Genomic DNA, 24267 nt, shown 5'->3' with positions numbered 1-24267 from the left:
TGGCGTAAGTCAATACCCCTATAATCATTCGAAACAACCGCGACGGCGCGCGGGGCGGGAGCGGCGTCCTGTCCGCGCCTGGGAGGGGACATGAATGGCTGGCTGAACCGGCTCTTGCTGAGGCAAAAATTCTTCATGCTGGCGCTGTTGGCGGCGGCCATGGTGGCGCTGCCCTCGGTATTGTTTGTCCTGGAAGCGAACAAGTCGGTCCAGATCGCCCAGGTCGAGGCGCAAGGCATCGCGCCGGCGCGCACGGTGCTGCGGCTGGTGCAACTGGTCCAGCAGCACCGCGGACTGCAGGCCATGCGCCTGAACGGTTACAACGACGTCCGGCCCGAACAAGAAGCCAGGCACGCCGAGGCCGACCGGGCGGTCGCCACCGTCGAAGGCCAGGTCCGCCGCCTGGACGAGCGCGCCGTCAACGTCGCCTGGCTACGTATCCGCGAGGACTGGACCACGCTCAGCAACGACATCACCCGGCAAGCCCTGTCGGCCGAGGCCAGCTTCGCGGCGCACACGGAACTGATCGTGCGCCTGCTCAAGCTGGAGCTGCTGATCGCCGACCTGTTCAAGCTGCGCCTCGATCCCGAGCCGGAAACCTATTTCCTGATCGACGCGGCGCTGGTGCGCGCGCCCGCTCTGCGGGAAACGCTGGCGCAGTTGCGCGGCCTCGGCAGCGGCATCCTGGTGGAGCGGAAGGTCAGCCACGCCCAGCGCATGCTGATCCGTTCGCGCACCGACCGCGCGCTGGACTATTACGACACGATCGACGACGCCCTGGCGCTGGCCATGGGCAGCAACGAGGCGCTGCGCGACACGCTGGCCGAGGTGGTCCAGGCCAACCGCAACAACGGCGCCCAGGTGCTGCAACTGGTGCAGGAGCAGATCATCGCGCCCGAGCAGCTGCGCTTCCCCGCGCTGGAATACTACCGCCTGTACAGCGAGACCATCGACGACCAGTACCGCGTGAGCGAGCTGGTGCTCGACCAGCTGAACGCGGCGCTGACCCAGCGCGTCGGCCGCCTGACCCGCGCCGCCAACACGCTGATCGGCGCCATCGTGCTGCTGTCGCTACTGGCGGTGGCGCTGGGACGGCGCATCGTGCGCTCGGTGACGGCGCCGCTGGGCGTGGCGCTGGAGCTGGCGCGCGCCATGACGGCCGGCGCGGCCGACAAGATCGCCGTCACCCAGGCCATCGCCAGCGGCGACCTGACGCGCGACCTGGTGCCGGCCGCCGCGCCCGCGGTCGCGCCGGACCAGATACCCGGCGACGAGGTGGGCGAGCTGCTGCGCTCGGTGCTGCGCATGAGCGACGTGCAGCGCTCGCTCGACCTGGCGTTCGGCCAGATGACGGCGGCGCTGCGCGCCAACAGCGCGGCCGAGAGCGCCCGCGACTGGCTCAAGTCTGGCTTGAACGAGCTGGGCGACTTGATGCGCGGCGAGCACGAGACCGGGCCGATGGCCGAGCAGGTGCTGCTGTGCCTGGCGCACAGGCTGCAAGCCCAGGTCGGCGCCTTTTACCTGTACGACGCCGCCGCGCAGCAGCTGTACCTGTGCGCCAGCTACGCCTACACCCGCAGGAAGTCCCTGGGCGAACGCTTCAACCTGGGCCAGGGCCTGGCCGGCCAGGCCGCGCTCGAACGCAGCTGCATCTGCATCGGCGAGGTGCCGCCGGACTACGTGAGCATCGCCTCCGGCCTGGGCGCGGCGGCGCCGCGCAACGTCAGCGCCGTGCCGCTGCTGCACGGCGAGACGCTGGTCGGCGTGCTGGAGATCGGCGCCTTCCATGCCTTCACCGACGCCGAGCTGGAATTCCTCGAGCGCGCGCGCGACAGCATCGCGGTCGGCTTCGACGCCAACCTGTCGCGCCAGCGCATGCGCCTGCTGCTGGCGCGCATGGCGCAGCCGGTCGCCGGCCCGTCGCCCTCGCTGGCCGGGAGTGGCGCGACATGACCTCCCTGCTGGCGCGATCCATGTTCTGGAAACTGTTCGTGCCCATCGGCGCGCTGTTGCTGCTCAGCGCGCTGGCGGCGGCGATCCTGCTGCCGCTGGTCATACAGCACAACGCGGAACAGGAAGCCATCGTGGCCGGCCAGGAAACCGTGCGGCAGTTCCAGTTGCTGCGCAAGTACTACACCGACAACGTGGTGTCCAAGGTGATGGCCAACAGCCAGCTGCGCGTGTCCTTCGACCATCTGGCGCGGCCCGACACCGTGCCGCTGCCGGCCACCATGATCCTGGACCTGAGCGCGCTGCTCAAGGAATCGGGCACCAGCCTGCGCCTGTACAGCCCCTATCCCTTCCCCAACCGCCGCGACCGCGTGGTCGACCAGTTCGGCGAGGATGCCTGGACCTTTTTGCAGGGCAGTCCCGACAAGGTCTTCACCCGGGTCGAGAACGTCGGCGGCAAGACCATGGTGCGGGTGGCGATGGCCGACCGGATGGTGGCCCAGGCCTGCGTCAACTGCCACAACAGCCTGCCCGGCAGCCCGCGCACCAACTGGAGGCTGGGCGACGTGCGCGGCGTGCTGGAAGTCGATTCGAGCCGGCAGCTGGCCAGCGGCCAGTCCATCGTCTACCAGGTGCTGGCCGGGCTGGCGCTGACGCTGCTGCTGGTGGCGCTGTTCATCCGCATCTTTTACCAGCGCAGCATCGCGCGGCCGCTGTCGACGGCGCTCGCCGCCGCCCGCACGCTGAACGCCGGCAGCGCCGAGAAGGTCCAGGCGGTCGAGGCCATCGCCGGCGGCAATCTGGAACAGGAGATCGCCCTGGCCCGCCTGCCCGAGCTCGATCCCCGCGCCATTTCCAGCGACGAGGTGGGGCAGTTGCTCAAGTCCGTGTTCAGCATCGGCGAAGCCCAGCTGGCGCTCGACCACGCGATGCGCAAGATGAGCCATGCGCTGCGCGCCGGCCGCGACGCGGAACAGGCGCGCGACTGGCTCAAGAGCGGCCAGAACGAGCTCAACACGCTGATGCGCGGCGAACAGGAGACCGCCCTGCTGGCCGACAAGGTCCTGCGCTACCTGGCCGCGCGCACCGGCGCCGGCGTCGGCGCCTTCTTCCTGCACGACGAGCAGAGCCAGCAGTTCTATCTGGCGGCGGCCTACGCGCTGCCGGCCGCCGTCGACCTGGGCGCGCGCATCGCCAGCGGCGACGGCTTGCTGGGCCAGGCCGTGCGGGAACGGCGCATCCTGCTGGTGGACAATGTTCCGGCCGGCTATCTGCCGGTGGGCTCCGCGCTGGGCCACGCCGATCCCGCCCACCTGGCGCTGGTGCCGCTGCTGCACGGCGACAATCTGGTGGGCGCCATCGAGCTGGCCGCCTTCCGCGCCTTCCGGGCGGCCGAGCTGGACTTGCTGGAAGCGGTGCGCGAAGCGCTGGCGGTCGGCTTCGAAGTCAATCAATCGCGCCAGCGCACCAAGGGCTTGCTGGTGGAGACCGAGCAGCAGGCCGAGGAGTTGCGGGTGCAGCAGGAAGAGCTGCAACAAACCAACGAGGAACTGGCCGAACGGGCCGACCTGCTGGAAGCCCAGCGCGAGCAGCTGCGCCTCAAGCATGCCGAGGTGGAGCAGGCCAGCCGCGACATGTGGCGCAAGGCCGAAGAGCTGCAAAAGGTCAGCGCCTACAAGAGCGAGTTCATGGCCAATATGTCGCACGAGCTGCGCACGCCGCTGAACAGCATGTTGATCCTGTCGGGCCTGCTCAAGGAAAACAAGAGCCAGACGCTGACGCCGAAACAGGTCGACTACGCCAGCACCATCCACGGCGCCGGCCAGGACTTGCTCAACCTGATCAACGACATCCTCGACCTGTCCAAGGTCGAGGCGGGCCAGGTGGAGTTCAGCTATCAGCCGGCGCCGCCGGCCCAGCTGTGCGCGGACATGCAGGACCTGTTCCATTTGCAGGCCGAGCAGAAGGGGCTGCGCTTCCAGACCGCGGTCGCGCCGGACGTGCCGGCGCGCGTGCCGCTCGATGTGCAGCGCACCGGGCAAATCCTGAAGAACCTGATCGCCAACGCCATCAAGTTCACGCCGGCCGGCGAGGTGGAGCTGCGGGTGTCGCTGGCCGCCGCGGCCGCCAATCCGCTGGGACAGCCGGCGCTGTGCTGGGCCGTCCGCGACACCGGCATTGGCGTGCCGGCCAGCAAACAGGACGTGATCTTCGAAGCGTTCAAGCAGGCCGACGGCGGCATCAGCCGCCAGTACGGCGGCACCGGCCTGGGCCTGTCGATCTCGCTGCAGCTGGCGCGCAAGATGGGCGGCAGCCTGGGCATGCACAGCGTCGAGGGACAAGGCAGCACCTTCACCTTGTGCCTGCCGCTGGCGGCGCCCGCCGCCGCGCCCGTCAACGTCGCCGCCACCGCCGTGGACGCCCCCGCGCCGCCCGCTACGGCGGCGGCCGGCGCGCCGCTGCCGCCGCCGGCGCTGGCCGACGACCGCGCCACGCTGGAACCGGAGGCGCGCTGCATCCTGATTGTCGAGGACGACCGCAACTTCGCCGGCATCCTGATGGACTTCGTGCGCCAGCGCGGCTACGCCGCCCTGGTCGCGGTCGATGGCGCCGGCGGCATCGCGCTGGCCCGGCACTACCTGCCCAGCGCCATCCTGCTGGACGTGATGCTGCCGAGCATAGACGGCTGGGGGGTGATGCGCAGCCTGAAGGATGACGCGGCAACCCGCCACATCCCGGTCCACTTCATCACCTGCCTGGAGGAGCGCCAGCGCGCCATGGAGATGGGGGCGATCGGCCTGGTCACCAAGCCGGTCAGCGCCGAACAGCTGGACGAGGTGCTGGGCACGGTCGAAAGCGCGCTCGACCACTCGCTCAAGCAATTGCTGATCGTCGAGGACAATCCGGCCGAGGCGGCCAGCCTGCGGGCCCTGCTGGGCGAGCGCGAGGTGGTGCTGACGGTGGCCGCCAGCGGCCGCGAGGCGATGGCGCTGCTGGCGGCCGGCCGCTACGACTGCATGGTGCTCGACCTGGGACTGGCCGACATGTCGGGCTTCGAATTGCTCGAGCATATACAGGGCATGGAGCAGGCGCGCCGCATCCCCGTCATCATCCACTCCGGCCGCGAGCTGACGCGCGAACAGGAGCGCCAGTTGCAGCGCTACGCCGAGCGCATCATCATCAAGGGCGCCAAGAGCCCGGAGCGCCTGCTGAACGAGGTGACGCTGTTCCTGCACATGGTCGAAAGCAAGATGGAGCCCTCCCGCCAGCGCATGATACGGGCCGCGATCGACAAGGAGGCCATGCTGGACGGGAAGACCGTGCTGATCGTCGACGACGACATGCGCAACATCTTCTCGCTCACCAGCCTGCTGTCCGAGAAGGGCATGCGGGTGCTGGAGGCCGACAACGGCCGCGAGGCGCTGCTGCGGCTCGACGCCCACCCCGAGGTCAGCGTGGTGCTGATGGACATCATGATGCCGGAGATGGACGGCTACCAGGCGATGCGCCAGATCCGCGCCGAGCGCCGCTACGCCACCCTGCCCATCATCGCGATGACGGCCAAGGTGATGCAGGGCGACCACCAGAAATGCCTGGAGGCCGGCGCCAGCGACTACCTGGCCAAGCCGATCGACACCGACAAGCTGATGTCGCTGCTGCGGGTCTGGACCAGCCGCTAGGAAGCCGCCATGGACCAGGACGCCATCGAGGATGTGGAAATCGGCCTGCTGCTGCAGGGCGTGCGCCAGGTGTACGGCCACGACTTCGGCGGCTACGCCGAGGCCTCGCTCAAGCGCCGCCTGCGGCACTGGCTGGCCGCTTCCGGCCACGCCACGTTCTCCCAGGCCCAGGACCGGCTGCTGCGCGATCCCGACCATTTCGAGACCCTGCTGCAAGGGATCACCGTGAACGTGACCGAGATGTTCCGCGACCCGGCGTTCTTCCTGGCGCTGCGGCAAAAGGTGATCCCGTTTCTGCAGACCTATCCCTTCATCAAGATCTGGCACGCCGGCTGCGCCAGCGGCGAGGAAGCGTATTCGATGGCGATCCTGCTGCAGGAATCCGGGCTGGCCGGGCGCTACCGCATCTACGCGACCGACCTCAACGAGGCCGTGCTCAAGCGCGCGCGCGACGGCATCTACCCGCTGCGGGCCATGCAGGCCTTCACCCGCAACTACCAGCTGAGCGGCGGCACGGCCTCGTTCGCCGACTACTACACGGCCTGCTACGACAACGCCATCCTGGCATCCGGCCTGCGCGAGCATCTGGTGTTCGCCCAGCACAACCTGGTCACCGACAGCGACATCGGCGAGATGAACCTGGTGTTGTGCCGCAACGTCATGATTTATTTTAAGGGCGAGCTCAAGGAGCGCTGCCTGCGCCTGTTCGAGCACAGCCTGCTGCCGGGCGGCTTCCTGTGCCTGGGCATGAAGGAGCGGCTCGACAACCGTCCGCAGGGCCAGCCCTACGAGCGCTTCGCGCCCCACCTGAGCATCTACCGGAAGCCCTATGCCTAGGCGCGCGCCATACCGGGCCATCGTGCTGGGCGTGTCGGCCGGCGGCGTCAGCGCGCTCAAGGCGCTGCTGGCGGCCTTGCCGGCCGACCTGCCCTGCCCCCTGCTGATCGTGCAGCACATCGCGGCCGCCTCGGACGGCTCGCTGGCCGCCGTGCTGGACCAGGGCTGCCCGCTGCGCGTCAAGGAGGCCGAGGAGCGCGAGCGCATCGCGCCGGCCACGGTGTACCTGGCGCCGGCCAACTACCACCTGATGGTCGAGCGCGACGGCACGCTGGCGCTGAGCACGGACGCGGCCGTCAGCTACGCCCGGCCGTCGATCGACGTGTTGTTCGAGTCGGCGGCGCGCGCTTTCGGCCCCGCCCTGATCGGCGTAATATTGACTGGAGCAAACGCCGACGGCAGCCAGGGACTACGGGCGATCAAGGAAAAAGGCGGGCTGGCCGTGGTCCAGGACCCGGCCGACGCCGCCAGCCCGAGCATGCCGCTGGCGGCGCTGGCCGCGGTGCGGGCGGACTATGTGGTGCCCCTGGCCGGCCTGGGGGCGCTGTTGCAGGCCCTGGCCGGCGCGCATGGACGGAAAGGAAAACGCAGTGGACGCTAACAAGATCCCGGTGCTGATGGTCGACGACCGTCCCGAGAACCTGACGGCGCTCGCCGCCCTGCTGTCGGACATGGAGCTCGATCTGGAACTGGTGGCCGCCCACTCCGGCAACGAAGCCCTGCGCCACAGCCTGAAATGCGACTTCGCCCTGATCCTGCTCGACGTCCAGATGCCCGAGATGAACGGCCTGGAGACAGCCACGCTGCTGCGCTCCAATCCCAAGACCTGCCACTTGCCGATCATTTTCGTGACGGCCGGCATGAACGAGAAACATCATCTGTTCAAGGGTTACGAATCGGGCGCGGTCGACTACCTGATCAAGCCGATCGAACCGCTGGTGTTGCGCAGCAAGGTCAGGGTGTTCTGCGAACTGTACGCCCAGCGCATGGAGATCGAGTACCGCAAGGTCAACCTGGAAGGCATGGTGCGCGAGCGCACGGCCGAGCTGTCCGCGCTGGCGGACAGCCTGCGCCAGGAGTGCAAGGCGCGGCAGGCCACCGAGGAGGCGCTGACCGAGAGCGAGCTGCGCCTGCGCCGCGTGCTCGACAGCGCCTACGAAGCCTTCATCGGCATGGACGGCGAGGGCATCGTGTTCGACTGGAACCATCAGGCCGAGCTGATGTTCGGCTGGCAGCGCGCCGAGGCGCTGGGCCGTCCGGTGGGCGAGCTGATCGTGCCGCTCCCGTTCCGCGAAGCGCACCGGCGCGGCTTGCGGCATTTCCTGCGCACCGGACGGGGCCCGGTGATCAACGAGCGGGTCGACTTGACCGCGCTGCACCGCGACGGCCGCGAGTTTCCGGTCGAACTGAGCGTCTGGCAGATCCCCAGCGCCAGCACGCGCCTGTTCGGCGCCTTCGTCCGCGACATCACCGAACGCAAGCGCTCGGTGGAGGCGCTGCGCCAGCTCAACGAGGAGCTGGAGGCGCGGGTCGAACAACGGACCCAGGAACTCAGGCGCGCGATGGACCAGATCGTCGAATCGGAAAAGCTCGCTTCGCTGGGCAGCATCGTGGCGGGCGTGGCGCACGAACTCAACACGCCGATCGGCAACATCGTCATGATGGCGTCGGCGCTGGGCGACCGCCTGGTGGAGCTGTCGAAGGCCGTGACCGGGGGCACGCTGACCAAGAGCGTGCTGTTCGCCTCGGTGGACGAGTGCCTCAACGCCAGCGCCATCCTGGTGCGCAGCGCGCAGCGGGCCGGCGAGATGATCGATAGCTTCAAGAAGGTGGCGGTGGACCAGACCAGCCAGCGCCGCCGCGTGTTCGACCTGCGCGACACGGTGGCCGATATCCTGCACACGCTGGGCACGGCGATGCGGCATGCCCATGTCTGCGTGGATTTGCGGATACCGGCCGGCATCGAGATGGACGCCTTCCCCGGCGACCTGGAACAGATTTTCAGCAATCTGATCATGAACTCGATACGCCACGGCTTCGACGCCGCCGGCGGCTGCATCGTGATCGACGCCCGGCGCCTGCAGGAGCAGATCGAGATCATTTACCAGGACGACGGCGCCGGCATCGCGCCCGAGTTGCACCGCAAGGTGTTCGAGCCCTTCTACACCACCAAGCTGGGACAGGGCGGCTCCGGCCTCGGCATGTTCATCGTCCACAACCTCGCGCATGGCGTGCTCAAGGGCGACATCAAGCTCGACAGCGAGTGCGGCAAGGGCGTCACCTTCACGCTGACCGTGCCGGCCGTCACGCCGTAGCGGGCGCCGGCGGCGTCACGCGCCGCCCCGCATATCCCGCTTGAGTTCCTGAAGCTGGCCGTGCATATAGCTGACCGCGCCGCGCAGCTGCGACGACAAATGCGGGACGTTGAGGCAGACTTGCCGGGCCCGCTCGGCAAGCCGCTCCATGTCGTGCAGCAGCTGCTGGACGCGCGCCAGCTCCTGCGACAGCAGCACCGCCTTCGCCGTGTCCGAATAACGGTCCAGGCGCCGGATGCTCTCGCGCAGTTCGCCGGGAACGTCGCGCTCGGCCGAGCAGGCTTGCGCGGCCTGCCCTATCGCTTGCTCCAATAAATGAAACCGATGCCGGATATCGTTCGCTTGCAGCATGATGCAACCCTCCTCTGTCTGGTCGGGCACAGGCGTGCCAGTGCAGATTCGACAGTGGAGGCCAGCGCCAGTTTCGGCGCGCCGGGGGCAAAACGGGGAGGCGCTGACGCAGATCAGCGCGCCGTCGAATATATGGGCCGCCGCCGGCCCGCGCTCACAGCAGCACGTGGCGCACTTCCCTGAAGTATTTGAAGAGTTCCTCCTCGACGCGCGGCGAAATCATTTCCGCCGGCCGCCGTCCGTTCGGACACGGCAGTTGTGGCGTGGTGCCGAACACCCGGCAAATCAGCGGACGCTCGTCATACACCTCGCAGCCTCCCTCGCCAAGATAGGGACAACTCCACGCGGCGAGCGCGGCCTCGTGCTCCGCCGCGCTCTTTTCCGGCAGCCTGGCGATCTCCTCCGTCGAAGTGCGCACCGGGCCGCAACAATCGTGGCAGCCAGGAACGCACTCGAAGCGCGGAATGCGGCTCCGGAAGAAGTGTATTTTTTGACTATGTCCTGTCATCCCATGCGCCTCATGTCCATGCCCACACACCCGTCGACGCAGTTGCGCCGGAGGCTATTTTTTCTGGGGCGGCAAGCCCAGGGTATTTTTCGTGCTGTAATCAATGCCGTGCTGTTCAAGGTATTCGCGCATCAGCCGGCGCAAGACCTGGGAAGGCGTCAGGTCTTGTGCCGCGCACAACTCCTCGAACGCCTTTTTCTTGGCGGGGTCCAGCAAAATGGTCATGCGGGCGGATTTGGTTTCCATTGGGCTATGCATAGCATGGAGGGTCAATTATAATTTCATTATAATGAGATTTCCGGGACGTGTGGCCTGCATCCCGGCGCGCAACGCACGGGACTGCAAGCCCCGCAGCGTTCGCGGCGCCCAGGCGGTTATCGGAACGAAATAGCATGGCAATTTTCTTTCTTCGCCGTTTGAGTGGCAGGCGGCGCACTCCCAAGGCCAATCAGCACTTGGGCAGGGCCCTCAGCTTTGTGGCGGGCGCCGTCAACGCCGGCGGTTTCTTCGCGGTACATCAGTACACCTCGCACATGACGGGCATCATCTCCACAATGTCGGATCAGATTGTGCTGGGCAATCTTACCCTGGTCCTGGCGGCGCTGGGCGCCCTGCTGTGCTTTCTCGCCGGCGCCGCGTGCTCGGCGATTCTGATCAACTGGGCGCGCCGTAAACGCCTGCACAGCGAATATGCGCTGTCGCTGTTACTTGAAGCAGCCTTGCTGCTGGCGTTTGGCATGCTTGGCGCCAAATTATCGCACCACATGGGTCTGTTTGTCTCTGAAACCGTCATGCTGCTGTGTTTCATCATGGGCCTGCAAAACGCCATTATCACCAAGATTTCTCGCGCTGAAATACGGACCACCCATGTCACCGGCCTGGTGACCGATATCGGTATTGAACTGGGTAAATTATTGTATTGGAATATAGAGCGCGAACATCCGACCCGCTCGCTGGTCAAGGCCAACCGACAACGCCTGGCGCTGTTGTCCTCGCTGCTGGCCATGTTCTTCACCGGCGCGCTTACGGGTGCCCTGGGTTTCAAAACCATAGGGTTTATCTCGACCGTGCCACTGGCCGTGTTATTGCTATTGCTGGCGTTGATCCCCGTGCTGGACGATGTCCGGGCCGCCTGGCGCAAGCTTCATCGATGACCACCCATCCAGCGGCGCAGGGATCGCCCCTGCGCTGCCGGCAAGCGTCAACGCGCGCTATGCCACTTCCGGTTCGGCCTGCTTCTTGCCGATGCGGCTCTTGGTGCTGTAGTCGACCCCAAAACTTTCCATGTAGTCCCGCATCAGCTGGCGCAATACTTGCGACGGCGTCAAATCCTGGCTCGCGCACAGCTGTTCGAACGCCTGTTTCTTTACCGGGTCAACCAGCACGGTCATCCGCGCCGTTTTGCTTTCCATGATCGTGTCCTAAGCCGCTGAGAATGCTGATATTATAATTGAATTAGCATTCCATTCCAAAACCTGTCCCTCCATGGGCTGATGGCAAGCGCCTGCAGAACGATGACGGGATGTGACGTAGGGAGTTTCGATGGCACAAGCGATGCGTCTGGACTACCTCCTCCTGATCGCGGCAGGGTGGCTCGTCCTCGGCGGCTGCGGCTTGCTGTTCATGAAGCGCACCGCGCTGATCGCGCACCTGCTGTTTCCGCTGGGCGCCTTGCTGGGCGCGGCCTTGGCCATCCTCGGATTGCTCGCCACCGGCGCGCCCCCCGAAGTGGCCGCGCTGCCGCTGGGATTGCCCGGCCTGCCCTTTCATGCCAGGCTCGACAGCCTGTCCGCCTACTTCCTGTTCATTCTTGGCATGGTCAGCACCGGGGTCTCGCTGTTTTCAGCGGGCTATTTCCGGCCTGGCAGCGGCACGCCGCCGGGACTGCTTTGCGCCGAATATCATGCCTGCCTGGCCAGCATGGCCTTGCTGCTCGTTGCCGACGACGCCTATTTTTTCATGGTGGCCTGGGAAACCATGACGCTGGCGGCGACCTTGCTGGTGCTGACCAACCACCGGCTGCCCGAGGTACGGCACGCCGGCTTCCTTTACCTGTTGATTTCACATGTGGGCGCGCTGGCCCTGCTGCTCTGCTTTGGCTTGCTGCAAGCCGACACCGGCATTTACACCTTCGCCAATATGCGGCTGCAACACCTGGCCCCACCATGGGCTTCGGTCGCGTTCATGCTGGCCTTGTTCGGTTTCGGTGCCAAGGCCGGCATCCTTCCGCTGCATATCTGGCTGCCCGAAGCCCATCCCGCCGCGCCGTCGCCGGTCTCCGCGCTGATGAGCGCGTTCGTCCTCAAGACCGGCATCTATGGCGTGCTGCGGCTGACGTTCGACTTGCTGCATACGCAAATCTGGTGGTGGGGCGGCGCGACCCTGGCGCTGGGCCTGTCAACGGCCATCTTCGGCGTCGTGCAAAGCACCGTCCAGACCGACATGAAGCGCCTGCTGGCCTACTCGTCGATTGAAAATATCGGGCTGATGTTTGCCGGCATCGGCCTGGCCATCCTGTTTCGCGCCTACGCCATGCCGTCCATGGCGGCGCTGGCGCTGGCCGCGGCGCTGTACCACATCGCCAGCCATGGAGCGTTCAAGAGCCTGCTGTTCCTGACCGCCGGCACCGTGCTGCACGCGACCGGCGAACGCAATCTGGGACGGCTGGGAGGATTGATGCGCTTCATGCCCTGGACCGCGTGGCCCGCCTTATTGGCTTGCCTGGCGGCGGCCGGACTGCCGCCGTTCGGCGGCTTCGTTTCCGAGTGGCTGCTGTTGCAGAGTTTTTTGTTTTCGCCGGGCCTGCCCAACTCCTTTTTGAACATGCTCATCCCCATCGTGGCGGCCCTCATTGCCCTGGTCGGCGCGCTCGCCGGCTACGCGATGGTCAAGTTCTTCGCCATTATCTTCCTCGGCCAGCCGCGCGAGCCCAAGCTCCATCAGGCCCACGACGCCGACGCCTGGGAACGCGCCGGCTTTGCCTGGCTGGTCCTGGCCTGCGTCTTCCTGGGGCTGGCCCCGGTGCAGATGCTCGCGCTGATCGAGCGCGTCACGCAAGCGTTGTTGGGCCGGGACGGGGCCGGCTCGCTGGCCGGCCACGGCGCGCTGCTGCTGGCGCCGTCGTCGATGGAGCGCGCCAGTTATGCGCCGCTGGTGTTTGTCGCGGTGTTGCTGACCTGTCTGCTGCTTGCCTATCTGCTGGTGCGGCGCCTTTACCACGGCCGCATCCGGCGCGCGCCGGCATGGGGCTGCGGCTACCCGTTCCAGTCCGCGCGGATGCAAGACACGGCCGAAGGCTTTGGTCAGCCCATCCGGGAAATATTTGGCGCCTTTTTCCGGATAACACGTGAACTGCCGTCCGCCTTCGACCCGGCGCCGCGCTACAAGGTCACGGTGGAAGACCCATTCTGGGATCGGCTCTACCGCCCGATCGCCGCGCTCTCGGATCGCATGGCCAGCCTGGCGGGCTTGCTGCAGCAAGGCCGCATCGCCATCTATCTGCTCTACAGTTTTTGCACCTTGCTGTTCCTGTTGCTGCTGGTGGTGATCTGATGACCCACTTCACCGGATGGTTGGCGCAGTTGTTGGAGATGCTGGTCGCGCTGGCGGCGGCGCCGCTGCTGGGCGGCTGGGTCGGGCAATGCCGGGCATGGCTGCAGAACAAATCGGCGCCCAGCTTGTGGCAGCCATACCGCATGCTGCACAAGCTGTTTCACAAAGACTGCGTGCTGGCCCCGCAGGCGAGTCCTCTGTTGCGGGCCGCCCCCTACATCGTGTTCAGCTGCGTGGCGCTGGCCTGCGGCATCATCCCCACCCTGTCGATCGACCTGCCGCTGGCGCCGGCGGCGGACGCGATCGCGCTGGTCGGCCTGTTCGCGTTGGCGCGCGTCTTCATCTCCCTGGCGGCGATGGATGTGGGCACGGCGTTCGGCAGCATGGGCGCGCGCCGCGAAATGCTGGTCGGTTTTCTGGCCGAGCCGGCATTGCTGATGGTGCTGTTCTGCGCCTCGCTGATCACCGATTCCACCCTGCTCGCCAGCATGGTCGGCAAGCTGGTGCACCGGGAGCTGGCCATCTATCCCAGCCTGGCCTTTGCCGGCGTGGCGTTCGTCATGGTCTCGCTGGCCGAAAACGCCCGCATTCCGGTGGACAATCCTGCCACCCACCTTGAACTGACGATGATACACGAGGCGCTGCTGCTGGAATATTCCGGCCGGCATCTGGCCTTGATGGAATGGGCGGCCGCCCTCAAGCTGTACGCCTACTCGTGCATCGGCATCGCCCTGTTCTTCCCGTGGGGAATCGACGAGGCGGGCACGGCGGCGGGACTGCTGATGGCCGCGCCCATCCTGATGATCAAGCTGCTCATCGGCGGGGCCCTGCTGGCCCTGATCGAAACGTGCAGCGCAAAAATGCGCATTTTCCGGGTTCCGGAATTCCTGATGACGGCCTTCCTGCTGGCGGTCATCGGCATGCTGGTCCACTTTCTACTGGGGACCTGAGATGACCGCGTTCGCCATGCAGCTCCTTAATTTTCTCGCCGCGATGTTGCTGCTGCTAAGCTTTGCCATGCTCGGCCAGCGGCGCATCCTCACGCTGATACACCTGTTCACCCTGCACGGCGCGACGCTGGTCGCTGCCGCCCTGGTCGTCGCTTACGTGACGCATGACGAGCATCTGTATTTTTCCGCCGCCCTGACCTTCGTCCTGAAGGTGGTGCTGATTCCATGGATACTGCACAAGCTGATTCTTCGCCTCAATGTCAAATGGGACGTGGAGCCATTGGTCAACGTACCCACCACCATGCTGATCGGCATCGGCCTGGTCATCATCGCCTTCAATCTTGCCCTGCCCATCGCCCGGCTTTCGGCCGCGGTCGCCCACGGCACGCTGGGCATCGCGCTGGCTGTCATCCTGTTGTCCCTGATGATGATGATCACCCGCTCCAAGGCGGTCCCCCAGGTGATCGGTTTTTTATCGATGGAAAACGGACTGTTTTTCGCGGCAACCGCGGCGACCAGCGGCATGCCCATGATCGTCGAGTTGGGCGTCGCCCTCGCCGTGCTGGGGGGCATTCTGATACTGGGGGTATTCCTGTTCCAGATCCGCGAACAGTTTGAAAACATGGACATCCACAATCTGGAAAATCTGAAAGAGGACTGATGTGACTCCCGCACTGGCCGTGTTGCTCTTCCCCCTGACAGGCAGTGTCACGCTGAGCCTGGTCGGGCAGCGCGCCACGGCGCCGCAGATCAACGCCGGCTTCAGTCTCGCCACGTTCGTGGCCGCCGCGCTGCTGACCGCCCAGACCATGGCCGACGGCCCAAGCTATGCGATGGGCCGATGGTTGTTCGTGGATCCGCTGAATGTCTTCCTGGTGGCCCTGACGGCCTTTGTCGGCCTGACGACCGCGCTCTTCTCCGATCCGTATATGCGCACCGAGTGCGAGCACGGCAAGATGACACCCAACCGCATGCGCTTGTTTCACGCCATGTTCCAACTTTTCCAGTTCGGTATGCTGTTGGCGCTGCTGACCAATAACCTGGGGATCTTGTGGGTCGCCCTGGAAGGGGCGACGCTGTCGACCGTCGTGCTGGTCAGCGTGTACCGGACAGCGAGCAGCCTGGAAGCGGCCTGGAAATATTTTATCCTGTGCGGAGTCGGCATCGCGCTGGCGCTGTTCGGCACCATACTGCTGTACCTGGCCGCCAATCGCCAGCTGGGCGCGCAGGCCGAAGCCCTGCTGTGGACCAATCTCAACGCTGTCAAGACCAGCCTGGAACCCCGCATCATGGCGTTGGCGCTGGTCTTCCTGCTGGTCGGCTACGGCACGAAGATGGGGCTGGCGCCGCTGCACAACTGGTTGCCGGACGCGCATGCGGAAGGGCCGACGCCGATTTCCGCAGTACTGTCGGGTCTGCTGCTCAACGTTGCCCTATACGCCGTGCTGCGGGTAAAGGTACTGGCGGACGGCGCCCTGCACAACGGTCTGCCGGGCCGCTTGTTGATCGGCTTCGGCCTGGTATCGGTGCTGGTGGCGACGTTTTCCCTTTCCCGGCAAAAAGACGTCAAGCGCATGTTTTCATATTCCTCGATCGAACATATCGGCTTGGCGACCTTCGCATTCGGCATCGGCGGCCCGATCGCCACCTATGCCGGCCTGTTGCATATGACGGTCCATTCCCTGGTGAAGTCGGCGATATTCTTTGCGGTGGGCCACGCCTGCCAGAAGGCGGGCACCCAGGTCATGGCCGACATCCGAGGCTTGATCACCGTCAGTCCGACGGTCGGTTGCGGCCTGCTGATCGGCACCCTGGCGATACTTGGCATGCCGCCCTTCGCGGTATTCGCCAGCGAATTCCTGATTGTGACCACGGCCATGCGCGAACTGCCCTGGGCCGCCCCCATCCTGTTGTTGGCCCTGGCGGTGGCCTTCGCGTCCATCTTTGCGCGTGTGCAATCGATGGTGTTCGGCGACCCCACCGCAAGGCCCCTGACGCACCCGCCCGCCCTGACGCCGGTATTTCTGCATCTGGGCCTGGCCCTGCTGCTGGGCCTGTATATTCCGACCTACCTGGACCTGTGGTTTCGCCAGGCCGTGCATATGATATTGGGATAAGCGATGGATATAGCGCAGCTGTGCGAACGATATGGCGTCCCGCTCGCCCGCCTGGACGGCGCGGCGCCGCTGTGCGTGGCCGAGGTCGACGCGGCGGACTGGTCGCGGGTCGCGCAGCTGGTGCGCGCCGAGGGCGGCCGCTTCGTCGCGCTGTGGGGGACCCCGACGCCGGCGCGGGACATCGTGTCGGCCGTCTATAGCGCGCCCGGCGGCCTGCTGTGGCTGCGCCTGCCCATCGAACCAGCGGCCGCCTATCCCGCCCTGTCCGCGCTGTTTCCGGCGGCCGATAGAATGCAACGGGCCTTGTTCGAGTTGCTGGGCGCGCGCGCCGATGGCGCCGGCGATACGCGCCCGTGGTTGAACCATGGCCTGTGGCCGCGCGACTATTTCCCCTTGCGCGGGGCCGGCGCCGGCCGGCAGCCGGTGGCGACCGAACCGTTGCCCTACCCGTTTGTAGAAGTCGGGGGCGATGGCGTGCATGAGATAGCGGTGGGGCCCATCCACGCCGGCATCATCGAACCCGGCCATTTCCGTTTCTCCGTCGTGGGCGAAAAAGTACTGCGCCTGGAGCAACGACTGGGCTATGCCCACAAGGGCGTGGAGCAGCTGATGGCTGGACGCACGCTGGCCGAGGGCGCCCGATTGGCCGGGCGCGTCAGCGGCGATACGACAGTCGCGTTTGCCTGGGCCTTTTGCATGGCCGCCGAGGCGGCCTGCGCCTGGCCGGTCGCCGAACGCGCCAACTGGCTGCGGGTGTTGTTACTGGAGAGGGAAAGAATCGCCAACCATTTGGGCGATCTGGGCGCCCTGGGCAACGACGCCGGCCTGGCCGTCGGCCTCAGCCAGTTCAGCCGCTTAAAGGAGGATTGGGTACGCTTGAACGCCCGCCTCTTCGGACATCGGTTCATGATGGATTGCGTGGTTCCCGGCGGCGTGACGATCGACCTCCCGCCGCCGTCGCAACGTGACTTGCTCGCCCAATGCGATAGCGTCGCGCGGGAAGTGGCGGCGTTGCGCGCGCTCTACGACGGACATTCCGGCCTGCAGGACCGCTTCCTCTCCACTGGCCGGGTCGCCCCCAAACTGGCCGCGGAGCTCGGCCTGTGCGGCCTGGCCGGCCGCGCCAGCGCGCAATCCTGGGATGCCAGGGCCGACCAGGCGATCGGCCCATACGCGCAGCTGGGCGTGCGCATGGCCACCCAGCGCAACGGCGACGTGGCGGCGCGCGTACAAGTCCGCTTCGACGAGATTTTCGAATCGTTACGGCTGTTGCGGGAAACCGTGCGCCAGCTGCCGCCCGCGGCCGCGGCGGCGGCGGCGCCACCGCCGCGGGCGGGACTGGGGGGAGGATGGATTGAAGGGTGGCGCGGCGCAGTCTTCGTCGGACTGGAAACGAATGCCGATGGCACGATTCTACGCTGCCATTGCCACGATCCGTCCTGGCAGAACTGGCCCGTTCTTCAGCACGCAATAATGGGCAATATCGTTCCAGACTTCCCTCTCATTAATAAATCGTTCAATCTGAGTTATTCGGGGCACGATCTGTGATGTATCACCTGCTCAAACAAATTGTCCGCAATGGCTTGATGACGGAGCCCGCGCCCGTGCCGGACGCCACATGGCGCACCGAACGGGAGCAGATTTCCGCCGAGCTGCTGGCCATCCTCGGGCGCGCCCTGTGCATCCGGCAGGTCGATGCGGGCTCCTGCAACGCTTGCGAACTCGAAATCCAAGCCCTGAACAATCCTTATTACAATATCGAAGCGCTGGGGATCAAATTCGTCGCCAGCCCACGCCATGCCGACCTGCTCCTGGTGACCGGGCCGGTCAGCAAGAACATGGCGGACGCGCTCAGGCTGGCCTATGAGGCCATGCCGGACCCGAAACTGGTGGTCGCCACCGGCGCATGTGCCTGCGACGGCGGGCTGTTTTCCGGCAGCTATGCCTGCTGCGGCCGGGTGGCCAATATTATCCCGGTCGATGTGGAAATACCAGGCTGTCCGCCGCCGCCCGTCGATATCCTGCGCGGGCTGCTGCTGGCGGTAACAGAAGGCATCAAACGGCGATAAAACGCTGCCGGTCAATAGGGCATGAAGGCAGCTGCCGGGTCATAGTTCGCGATCGCCTCGTATTCCATGCGGCTCTTGCCGTGCGCGGTTTTGAGACGGTCGACAAATTCACCCAGCGCCAGCCCATGACACAGGTCAAGTTGCGTGGCACGTTGCTCCAGCAGCGCGCGCGGCGCCATCAGTCCGGCCTCCTTGGTTGCCAGCACGATGCGGTTAATGCAGCCGGCCGGATCGCCCCACCACAAGCCCGAACCAAACACCTCGCGCAATCGCGTCATCACCGGCAATAGATCATCCGCTGTGCCAAAGACGTTCGACACCAGAACGCCATCCGGGTCCAGCACCTCGCTGCAACGCCGATAGAACGATACGGTACACAATTCGGGCGCCAGGCCGTCGGCCACGAAACCATCATGCAAGATGACGTCGACGGTGTGCCGCATGGCGGTCAGATACTCCACGGCATCGGCATGAATAATCTGGAAACGCGCGTCGTCGTCGGGCAGCACGAATTCTCGCCTGAGCGCAATCACGTCGCGATCCAACTCCAGCACGGTGATACGGCTGGCCGGCAAATAGCGGTAGCAGTATTTGGCCAATGACCCTCCGCCCAACCCTATCATCAGGATATGCCGAGGCGACGACTTGGCCAGCAGAAAAGCCATCATGGCCCTGGTATAGCTAAGCAGCAATTCATCGGGCGCGGCAATGCGCATGGCGCTTTGAATATAGCGCCCGTCGAAGTGCAAGGTTCGCATGCCCCCATGATCAAACGTGAAGGGCTTGCCCTTGCTACAAGCCAGCCTTTCCGCAAAGCGATTGGAATGCATGGCGTAGTCTTCATTTAAATTCAACATTTTGTTTCCAAAGAACACTAAAAATCCCCGGCGGCCCACCCGGGCTAACTTCATTGCAATATCGCCTGCGCGCGGCGAAAGCATCATACCGCACGACTTACATGATATCCGCATTATCATTTCATGGTAATGTATACGAACTCAACGCTCTCACCTGAGCATCGCGACACGGGCACACCATGGTAATTTTGACATTGATTCAGCATAGTAATTTGAGGTGGAAATGAGCCGTATCGAGCAGACATCGCCGGCGTCGGCCCGCCCAACCGCCTGTCCACGGCATGCGGAACCGGAATCCATCTGGCAAATCCGGCCCATGACCGTCAAGGATTATGGCAAGCGGATGCTCAGGACGACCTGTGAATATGTATGCACCGAGCGCCGGTGCAACGCCGGCAATTTAGCGGACTGAGATACGGCGAGCTTGCCGCAGCGCCCACGTCTGGCTCGGCCCTCTCCCGCCGTGAGCGGGATATCGCCAACGCCACCGCACATCTTCTCATCGGCCACATTTCCCACATACCAACAAGCCATGTCAAATGCTATACCGACACACACGAAAATCCTGCCCGCCGCCATTTTTTGAGTTGCGGGTGAAAATGATTATCGAGGGATTTTCCGCCCGGTCCAGGCTGGCTTGCCCCTCGCCGCACTTGATGCGGCGTTTGCGGTTCCATATTGAATCCATGCTGCTTTCCGACCGCCTGCCGCCCTGCCCGGATTGCATCACCATGTTCCTGGAGAGGATTTCAAATTTATTCGCGCTGGCGCATACCGGCAAGCCGCTGCTTTACAAAAAACAGACGTCGCTCTCGCTGATGTTCAACATTTTTTCGCTGCAGAGCGAAATGAATCTGGCTGCCCCCGATGATCTCGTACTGGCCTATACCCAGTCCATGATGGGTTTTTTACTGTTCAAACTCCATCCAAAGAAGATCGGCATGATAGGGCTGGGTGGCGGTTCGCTGGCAAAATTCTGCCATCGCCATCTGCCCGAATCCGTGATCCAAATCGCTGAAATCGATCAACAAATCATCGATTTGCGCGACCAATTCTTTATCCCGCCGGATGACGAACGATTTCAGGTGGAATGCATCGATGGCGCGGAATTCGTGCGGCGCGCGCGCGCCGAATTCGACGTACTGCTCGTCGACGGATTTGACGAAACAGGACAGCCGCCGCAGTTATGCAGTTCGCGCTTTTATCAGGACTGCCACCAGGCTTTAAGCGCTGACGGCCTGATGGTGGTTAATTTGCTTGGCGATGATTTGCAGCAAACTGACATCTATATCAATCGCATGCAAAGCTGCTTTGAAGGCTCGGTCATTTCCATCTACGCGCCGGACTCCTTGAACAGGATCGCCTTCGCATTCAAAGGGAAGGCGATGCAGCCCACCCCGGAGCTGGTACAAAAGCGCATGCTGCAGCTGAACATATCGCATCCGGCAAAACTGCGCGCTACCGCGCAACGCATCCTGGCGGAGCTGCAGTCCAAGCCATGAAGCGCGATAGAACTATGCAAATCCCGGCACCGGAAACAGCGATCCAATATGACGCGCCCATCGTTTATACCGACGGCGACATACGCCAGTTAATGTTTGCGGACGGGGCAGTTCAGAGCGAAATGATGTTATCGAAGCCGGACCATCTGGTATTAGCCTATACCCGGGCGATGATGGCTTTCACTTTGTTTCAGCCCTCGCCGCGCAGCATGGTGATGCTGGGGCTGGGAGGCGGATCGTTGGCAAAATTCTGCCACCGATGCTTTCCCGATACCCAGATTACCGTGGTTGAACTGAACCCCGAGGTGATCGGTCTGCGCGAACACTTCAAAATACCCGCCGACGGCCCCAATTTCCGTGTCATTTGCGGCGACGCCATCGACTATATCGCGACCCTTACCGCTTCGGTCGATGTGATCCTGGTTGACGGTTTTACGCGCAACGGCATGCCGTCGGCATTCGGCTCGTCGAAGTTCTATCAGGACTGCCGTCGCGCGTTACGCGACAACGGGGTACTGGTCGCGAATCTGCACAGCAACGAGAGCGATTATCGGCAGACCAAGCGCCGTCTGGCGATGGCATTCGACCAAGAGATTTGCCGCCTTCAAGCCGTTGCAGGGAGTAATCACATTTACTTCGCGGTCAATTCACAAGCGCGCGGGCGCGGCCGGCTACCGAGCCGCGCGCGATTGGTGCAATGGCTGATTGCGCGCCATAACGGAATGGGCGGCCTTCTGAACAGGCTGTTGGTGCGATGGATTTTCCGAACGCTTTCTTAGATTATTCAACCGCCGCCGCACACCGGCAGCGCCAGCGCCTGCAACACCTCGCCCTGTTCGGTCTGCACGAAGGCGCTGATGGCCAGCTTGCTGGCCGCCGCGCCCGCCGGCAGCGCCAGCGTCCTGCTGACCACCGCGCCACCCGACAGCAGCGGCACCGGCGCCAGCCACTCGCGCACCACGAAGTCATGCCGCAGCAGGCGCCCGCCGTTCTCGCCCGCCTTCACGTGGCTGGCCACACCGCTCTCGACCAGCGCGACGAACAGCTTGCCTTCACGCGCCGACCGGGCCGTCACGCTGACGGCCAGCCCGCCAGCGCCGGCCGCATCGAGCGCGATGCCGATTTCGGCCTGCGCCGCCAGGCCATTGGTGCGCTTGACCGTGTCGGCCACGCCGCGCGGCCAGCCGCGCTGCTCCTTGCCGCCGACAAAAATCTCCGGCGTGTAGATCGTGCGCGAACCGGCCAGGCCGCTCAGCCAGCGCTGGCGGTCGGTGAAGGTCTTGCTGGAAAACGGGTCCTTCCAGCCGATGTAATTCCAGTAATCGACATGCTCGGACAGCAGCACCGCCTGCTGCGCCGTCACGCCCTCCGCGCGCAAGCCGCTGACGTACCGATCGGCAGGAGGACAGCTGCTGCATCCCTCCGAGGTGTACAACTCCAGCAAGGCTATGCGATAGGCCGGACTCTGCGCGCTGCAGCCAGCAGCCAGGGCCGGCGGAATATTCAGCGCAGCCGCAGCGGCCAGACTCAGGATTAAATGCTTCACGATGACTCCAGGGCGATGAATGATCTCCCTTGGTCGCGCCAGCGCCGGCAAACTTACAGGCTTTGTAAGGACTTGTGACAAAACCAACACATATCCAAATTGCAAGTTATCCTCCCGGCATGATCAGACATCGACCACGCCACCTGCCGGGAATGCTCGTCACCGGGCTGCTGCACGTGGCGATCATCTACGCCTTCATGCAGCGCCAGCATCCGGCCGACCCGCCGCGTGCACCGCGCGCGGCAATGCAGTGGCTGCTGCCGTTGACGCAGCCAGGCGCCAGGCGCCCGCCCAAGCCGCTGCCCCAACCCGCGCCGCAGCCTGTCGCGGCGGCGGCGCCGAAAACCATCGCGCCGCCCAAGGCCGCCGACACGCCGGCCGCGCCCGCGGCGACGCCTGCGCCTGCCGAAGCCGCCATCCCCGACGATCCCTTCGCCCAGGCGCCGGGCGCGCAGCGCGCGCCAAGCGCCAGCGACATCCTGAACCAGGCCAGGCTGGACGTGAGAAAAATAGACCGGGAATTGCGTGCAGCCTATCCGGAGCGCGCGCCGGTGCCGCCGCCGGACAGCCAGCAAGCGCGCCTGGAACGCGGCATCAACGCCGCGCACGACGCCGTGCCGCCGAAGTGGTACCAAGGCGCAAAAATGATCGAGCTGAGCACGCCCGACGGCGAGAACAAGACCCGCACCTACAAGATCGTCACCGCGCTGCTCACCTACTGCATCAACATCCACCCGGACGGCAGGAAGTCCTACACCAGCTGTCCGAAGTAATCAGCGCTCCGCCTGCCCCAACGGCGGCAGGCCGCGCAGGCGCAGCGCCACCAGCATCGCCAGCGTCAGCGCGCAGCCCAGCACCAGCACCACGCCGGGCCAGCCGCCGCGTCCCCACATGACGCCGGTGGCCGAGCCCACCACGCTGGAACCGAGATAGTAGAAGAACAGGTACAAGGCCGACGCCAAGGCCTTGTTGCTGGCGGCGCGCCGCCCCACCCAGCTGCTGGCGATCGAGTGCGAGGCGAAGAAGCCGTAGGTGAACAGCGCCATGCCCAGCACCAGCAGCGGCAGCCAGTCGGACAAGGTCAGCAGCAAGCCCGCGATCATGATCGTCATCACCGCCCACAGCACGCGGCGGCGGCCGTAGCGGTCGGCCAAACGCCCGGCCCACACCGAGCCGTATATCCCCAGCAGATACATGAAGGACACCGCCCCCACCAGGCTCTGGCTCAGATTGAACGGCGCGGCCAGCAGGCGGTAGGCGATGTAGTTGTACAGGCTGATGAAACTGCCCATCAGCAGGAAGGACAGCGAGAACAGCCACGGCAAGCCGGCGTCGGACAGATGCAGTTTAAAGCCGGACGGGAAACTACGCCAGGCGCTGGGCACCGGCACGAAATGCCGCGACGCCGGCAGCGAGCGCCAGAATTCCCACGCCGCCAGCAGCCCGGCCACACCCACCGCCGCCAGCGCCAGCCGCCACGAGAAGTGGTCGCTCAGCACCGAGGCGATCACCCGCCCCGACATGCCGCCGAAGGCGCTGCCGCTGATGTACAGCCCCATCGACACGCCCAGCGAGGTCGGCTCCATCTCCTCGCCCAGGTAGGCCATGGCGATGGCCGGCATGCCGCCCAGCGCCACGCCCAGCGCGGCGCGCATCAGCAGCAGCTGCGGGTAGTTGTGGGCGAACGCGCACAGGATGGTCAGCAGCGCCGAGAGCACCATTGCCGCCACCATCAGCGGCTTGCGCCCGATCCGCTCCGACACCGCGCTCGACGCCATCAGCGACACCGCCAGCGCGCCGGTCGACACCGACAGCACCATGCTGCTCTGCGCCGCGCTCAGCGCGAACTCCCGCGACAGCACCGGCATCAGCGGCTGCACGCTGTACAGCAAGGCAAACGCGGAGAAGCCGCCGAAGAACAGCGCCCGGCTGCTGCGTTTGAATTCGGGGCTGCCGACCGCGATGTGCGGCACGGGACGGCAAGGCGCGGGGGTGGCGGGTAGTGCGGCGGCGCTCAACGACATGATGACTAT

At 65.1% G+C, this 24267-nt stretch carries 21 protein-coding genes and 1 pseudogene; 15 read left to right on the top strand and 7 right to left on the bottom strand.

What is annotated here, in order from left to right; all coding sequences use genetic code 11:
- Positions 1–90 precede the first annotated feature (90 nt).
- From AC07WS_RS21545 to AC07WS_RS21525, 5 genes are read left to right on the top strand one after another with little or no spacing between them, the layout of a single operon-like run.
- On the top strand, positions 91–1953 hold the full coding sequence (locus AC07WS_RS21545; RefSeq protein ID WP_494731059.1) for a GAF domain-containing protein: 1863 nt from the start codon (positions 91–93) through the stop codon (positions 1951–1953).
- Positions 1950–5630 carry a response regulator gene (locus tag AC07WS_RS21540; RefSeq protein WP_494731058.1) on the top strand — a complete coding sequence of 1227 codons (3681 nt, stop codon included), beginning with the start codon at positions 1950–1952 and terminating at the stop codon, positions 5628–5630. Before AC07WS_RS21545 ends, AC07WS_RS21540 begins: the two co-directional genes overlap by 4 nt.
- A 9-nt stretch (positions 5631–5639) precedes the next feature.
- The gene (locus tag AC07WS_RS21535; RefSeq protein WP_494731057.1) at positions 5640–6467 is read left to right on the top strand and encodes a CheR family methyltransferase; all 828 of its coding nucleotides are present in this window, start codon (positions 5640–5642) and stop codon (positions 6465–6467) included.
- Positions 6460–7068 (top strand): chemotaxis protein CheB, encoded by a 609-nt coding sequence (locus AC07WS_RS21530; RefSeq protein ID WP_494731056.1) that lies wholly within the window; start codon positions 6460–6462, stop codon positions 7066–7068. The genes AC07WS_RS21535 and AC07WS_RS21530 overlap by 8 nt, the downstream gene beginning before the upstream one ends.
- Entirely contained in the window at positions 7058–8782 is a 1725-nt protein-coding gene (locus AC07WS_RS21525) for a PAS domain S-box protein (RefSeq protein ID WP_494731055.1), read from the top strand. The genes AC07WS_RS21530 and AC07WS_RS21525 overlap by 11 nt, the downstream gene beginning before the upstream one ends.
- A 15-nt stretch (positions 8783–8797) precedes the next feature.
- On the opposite strand, the gene AC07WS_RS21520 is transcribed toward AC07WS_RS21525, so the two are convergent.
- The 3 genes from AC07WS_RS21520 to AC07WS_RS21510 form a co-directional block, all read right to left on the bottom strand.
- Positions 8798–9133 carry a hypothetical protein gene (locus tag AC07WS_RS21520; RefSeq protein WP_494731054.1) on the bottom strand — a complete coding sequence of 112 codons (336 nt, stop codon included), beginning with the start codon at positions 9131–9133 and terminating at the stop codon, positions 8798–8800.
- A 154-nt stretch (positions 9134–9287) separates the two neighbouring features.
- On the bottom strand, positions 9288–9641 hold the full coding sequence (locus tag AC07WS_RS21515) for a YkgJ family cysteine cluster protein (RefSeq protein ID WP_494731053.1): 354 nt from the start codon (positions 9639–9641) through the stop codon (positions 9288–9290).
- Between the two features lie 54 nt (positions 9642–9695).
- Positions 9696–9887: a CopG family transcriptional regulator gene (locus tag AC07WS_RS21510; RefSeq protein ID WP_494731052.1), complete on the bottom strand. Its 192-nt coding sequence runs from the start codon at positions 9885–9887 to the stop codon at positions 9696–9698.
- A 146-nt stretch (positions 9888–10033) separates the two neighbouring features.
- Between AC07WS_RS21510 and AC07WS_RS21505 the strand changes: the two are divergent.
- Positions 10034–10783 (top strand): annotated as a pseudogene (locus AC07WS_RS21505) (YoaK family protein); the annotation flags it as partial.
- Positions 10784–10852: 69 nt separating this feature from the next.
- Here AC07WS_RS21505 and AC07WS_RS21500 read toward each other — a convergent pair.
- Positions 10853–11053, bottom strand: a complete 201-nt coding sequence (locus AC07WS_RS21500) for a CopG family transcriptional regulator (RefSeq protein WP_494731051.1) — start codon at positions 11051–11053, stop codon at positions 10853–10855.
- Between the two features lie 130 nt (positions 11054–11183).
- On the opposite strand from AC07WS_RS21500, the gene hyfB reads away from it, so the two are divergent.
- The 6 genes from hyfB to AC07WS_RS21470 are packed head-to-tail and all read left to right on the top strand — an operon-like array spanning position 11184 to position 18329.
- A complete protein-coding gene (gene hyfB, locus AC07WS_RS21495) occupies positions 11184–13193 on the top strand; it encodes a hydrogenase 4 subunit B (RefSeq protein WP_494731050.1) in 2010 nt (669 codons plus the stop codon).
- Positions 13193–14143: a respiratory chain complex I subunit 1 family protein gene (locus AC07WS_RS21490; RefSeq protein ID WP_494731049.1), complete on the top strand. Its 951-nt coding sequence runs from the start codon at positions 13193–13195 to the stop codon at positions 14141–14143. The genes hyfB and AC07WS_RS21490 overlap by 1 nt, the downstream gene beginning before the upstream one ends.
- Position 14144: 1 nt before the next feature.
- Positions 14145–14804 carry a formate hydrogenlyase gene (locus tag AC07WS_RS21485; protein ID WP_494731048.1) on the top strand — a complete coding sequence of 220 codons (660 nt, stop codon included), beginning with the start codon at positions 14145–14147 and terminating at the stop codon, positions 14802–14804.
- A gap of 1 nt (position 14805) precedes the next feature.
- Positions 14806–16260, top strand: a complete 1455-nt coding sequence (locus AC07WS_RS21480; RefSeq protein WP_494731047.1) for a hydrogenase 4 subunit F — start codon at positions 14806–14808, stop codon at positions 16258–16260.
- 3 nt (positions 16261–16263) lie between these two features.
- Positions 16264–17808: a hydrogenase large subunit gene (locus AC07WS_RS21475; protein WP_494731046.1), complete on the top strand. Its 1545-nt coding sequence runs from the start codon at positions 16264–16266 to the stop codon at positions 17806–17808.
- Positions 17808–18329, top strand: coding sequence for an NADH-quinone oxidoreductase subunit B family protein (locus tag AC07WS_RS21470; RefSeq protein WP_494731045.1), 522 nt, complete (start codon positions 17808–17810; stop codon positions 18327–18329). The genes AC07WS_RS21475 and AC07WS_RS21470 overlap by 1 nt, the downstream gene beginning before the upstream one ends.
- Before the next feature lie 11 nt (positions 18330–18340).
- Here the strand turns inward: AC07WS_RS21470 and AC07WS_RS21465 are convergent, their stop codons facing one another.
- The gene (locus tag AC07WS_RS21465) at positions 18341–19240 is read right to left on the bottom strand and encodes a fused MFS/spermidine synthase (RefSeq protein ID WP_494731044.1); all 900 of its coding nucleotides are present in this window, start codon (positions 19238–19240) and stop codon (positions 18341–18343) included.
- A gap of 545 nt (positions 19241–19785) precedes the next feature.
- Here AC07WS_RS21465 and AC07WS_RS21460 point away from each other — a divergent pair.
- The gene (locus tag AC07WS_RS21460) at positions 19786–20688 is read left to right on the top strand and encodes a fused MFS/spermidine synthase (protein WP_494731196.1); all 903 of its coding nucleotides are present in this window, start codon (positions 19786–19788) and stop codon (positions 20686–20688) included.
- Positions 20685–21467: a fused MFS/spermidine synthase gene (locus AC07WS_RS21455; RefSeq protein WP_494731043.1), complete on the top strand. Its 783-nt coding sequence runs from the start codon at positions 20685–20687 to the stop codon at positions 21465–21467. The genes AC07WS_RS21460 and AC07WS_RS21455 overlap by 4 nt, the downstream gene beginning before the upstream one ends.
- 5 nt (positions 21468–21472) lie before the next feature.
- Here the strand turns inward: AC07WS_RS21455 and AC07WS_RS21450 are convergent, their stop codons facing one another.
- Positions 21473–22234 (bottom strand): DUF1223 domain-containing protein, encoded by a 762-nt coding sequence (locus tag AC07WS_RS21450; RefSeq protein ID WP_494731042.1) that lies wholly within the window; start codon positions 22232–22234, stop codon positions 21473–21475.
- Positions 22235–22353: 119 nt separating this feature from the next.
- On the opposite strand from AC07WS_RS21450, the gene AC07WS_RS21445 reads away from it, so the two are divergent.
- On the top strand, positions 22354–23007 hold the full coding sequence (locus AC07WS_RS21445) for a hypothetical protein (RefSeq protein WP_494731041.1): 654 nt from the start codon (positions 22354–22356) through the stop codon (positions 23005–23007).
- Here the strand turns inward: AC07WS_RS21445 and AC07WS_RS21440 are convergent, their stop codons facing one another.
- Positions 23008–24258: an MFS transporter gene (locus AC07WS_RS21440; protein ID WP_494731040.1), complete on the bottom strand. Its 1251-nt coding sequence runs from the start codon at positions 24256–24258 to the stop codon at positions 23008–23010.
- Positions 24259–24267 lie beyond the last annotated feature (9 nt).

Source organism: Duganella sp. GW821-FHT01E12 (assembly GCF_059422325.1).
The sequence above is the reverse complement of the archived record's forward strand: the minus strand, read 5'-3'. Positions and strand labels throughout refer to the sequence as shown.

Bases quoted from the DNA above. Each gene is read 5' to 3' on its own strand.
- AC07WS_RS21545 (WP_494731059.1), top strand. From the start codon at position 91: ATGAATGGCTGGCTGAACCGGCTCTTGCTGAGGCAAAAATTCTTCATG.
- AC07WS_RS21540 (WP_494731058.1), top strand. From the start codon at position 1,950: ATGACCTCCCTGCTGGCGCGATCCATGTTCTGGAAACTGTTCGTGCCC.
- AC07WS_RS21535 (WP_494731057.1), top strand. From the start codon at position 5,640: ATGGACCAGGACGCCATCGAGGATGTGGAAATCGGCCTGCTGCTGCAG.
- AC07WS_RS21530 (WP_494731056.1), top strand. From the start codon at position 6,460: ATGCCTAGGCGCGCGCCATACCGGGCCATCGTGCTGGGCGTGTCGGCC.
- AC07WS_RS21520 (WP_494731054.1), bottom strand. From the start codon at position 9,133: ATGCTGCAAGCGAACGATATCCGGCATCGGTTTCATTTATTGGAGCAA.
- AC07WS_RS21515 (WP_494731053.1), bottom strand. From the start codon at position 9,641: ATGACAGGACATAGTCAAAAAATACACTTCTTCCGGAGCCGCATTCCG.
- AC07WS_RS21510 (WP_494731052.1), bottom strand. From the start codon at position 9,887: ATGGAAACCAAATCCGCCCGCATGACCATTTTGCTGGACCCCGCCAAG.
- AC07WS_RS21500 (WP_494731051.1), bottom strand. From the start codon at position 11,053: ATGGAAAGCAAAACGGCGCGGATGACCGTGCTGGTTGACCCGGTAAAG.
- hyfB (WP_494731050.1), top strand. From the start codon at position 11,184: ATGGCACAAGCGATGCGTCTGGACTACCTCCTCCTGATCGCGGCAGGG.
- AC07WS_RS21490 (WP_494731049.1), top strand. From the start codon at position 13,193: ATGACCCACTTCACCGGATGGTTGGCGCAGTTGTTGGAGATGCTGGTC.
- AC07WS_RS21485 (WP_494731048.1), top strand. From the start codon at position 14,145: ATGACCGCGTTCGCCATGCAGCTCCTTAATTTTCTCGCCGCGATGTTG.
- AC07WS_RS21475 (WP_494731046.1), top strand. From the start codon at position 16,264: ATGGATATAGCGCAGCTGTGCGAACGATATGGCGTCCCGCTCGCCCGC.
- AC07WS_RS21470 (WP_494731045.1), top strand. From the start codon at position 17,808: ATGTATCACCTGCTCAAACAAATTGTCCGCAATGGCTTGATGACGGAG.
- AC07WS_RS21465 (WP_494731044.1), bottom strand. From the start codon at position 19,240: ATGAAGTTAGCCCGGGTGGGCCGCCGGGGATTTTTAGTGTTCTTTGGA.
- AC07WS_RS21460 (WP_494731196.1), top strand. From the start codon at position 19,786: ATGATTATCGAGGGATTTTCCGCCCGGTCCAGGCTGGCTTGCCCCTCG.
- AC07WS_RS21455 (WP_494731043.1), top strand. From the start codon at position 20,685: ATGAAGCGCGATAGAACTATGCAAATCCCGGCACCGGAAACAGCGATC.
- AC07WS_RS21445 (WP_494731041.1), top strand. From the start codon at position 22,354: ATGATCAGACATCGACCACGCCACCTGCCGGGAATGCTCGTCACCGGG.
- AC07WS_RS21440 (WP_494731040.1), bottom strand. From the start codon at position 24,258: ATGTCGTTGAGCGCCGCCGCACTACCCGCCACCCCCGCGCCTTGCCGT.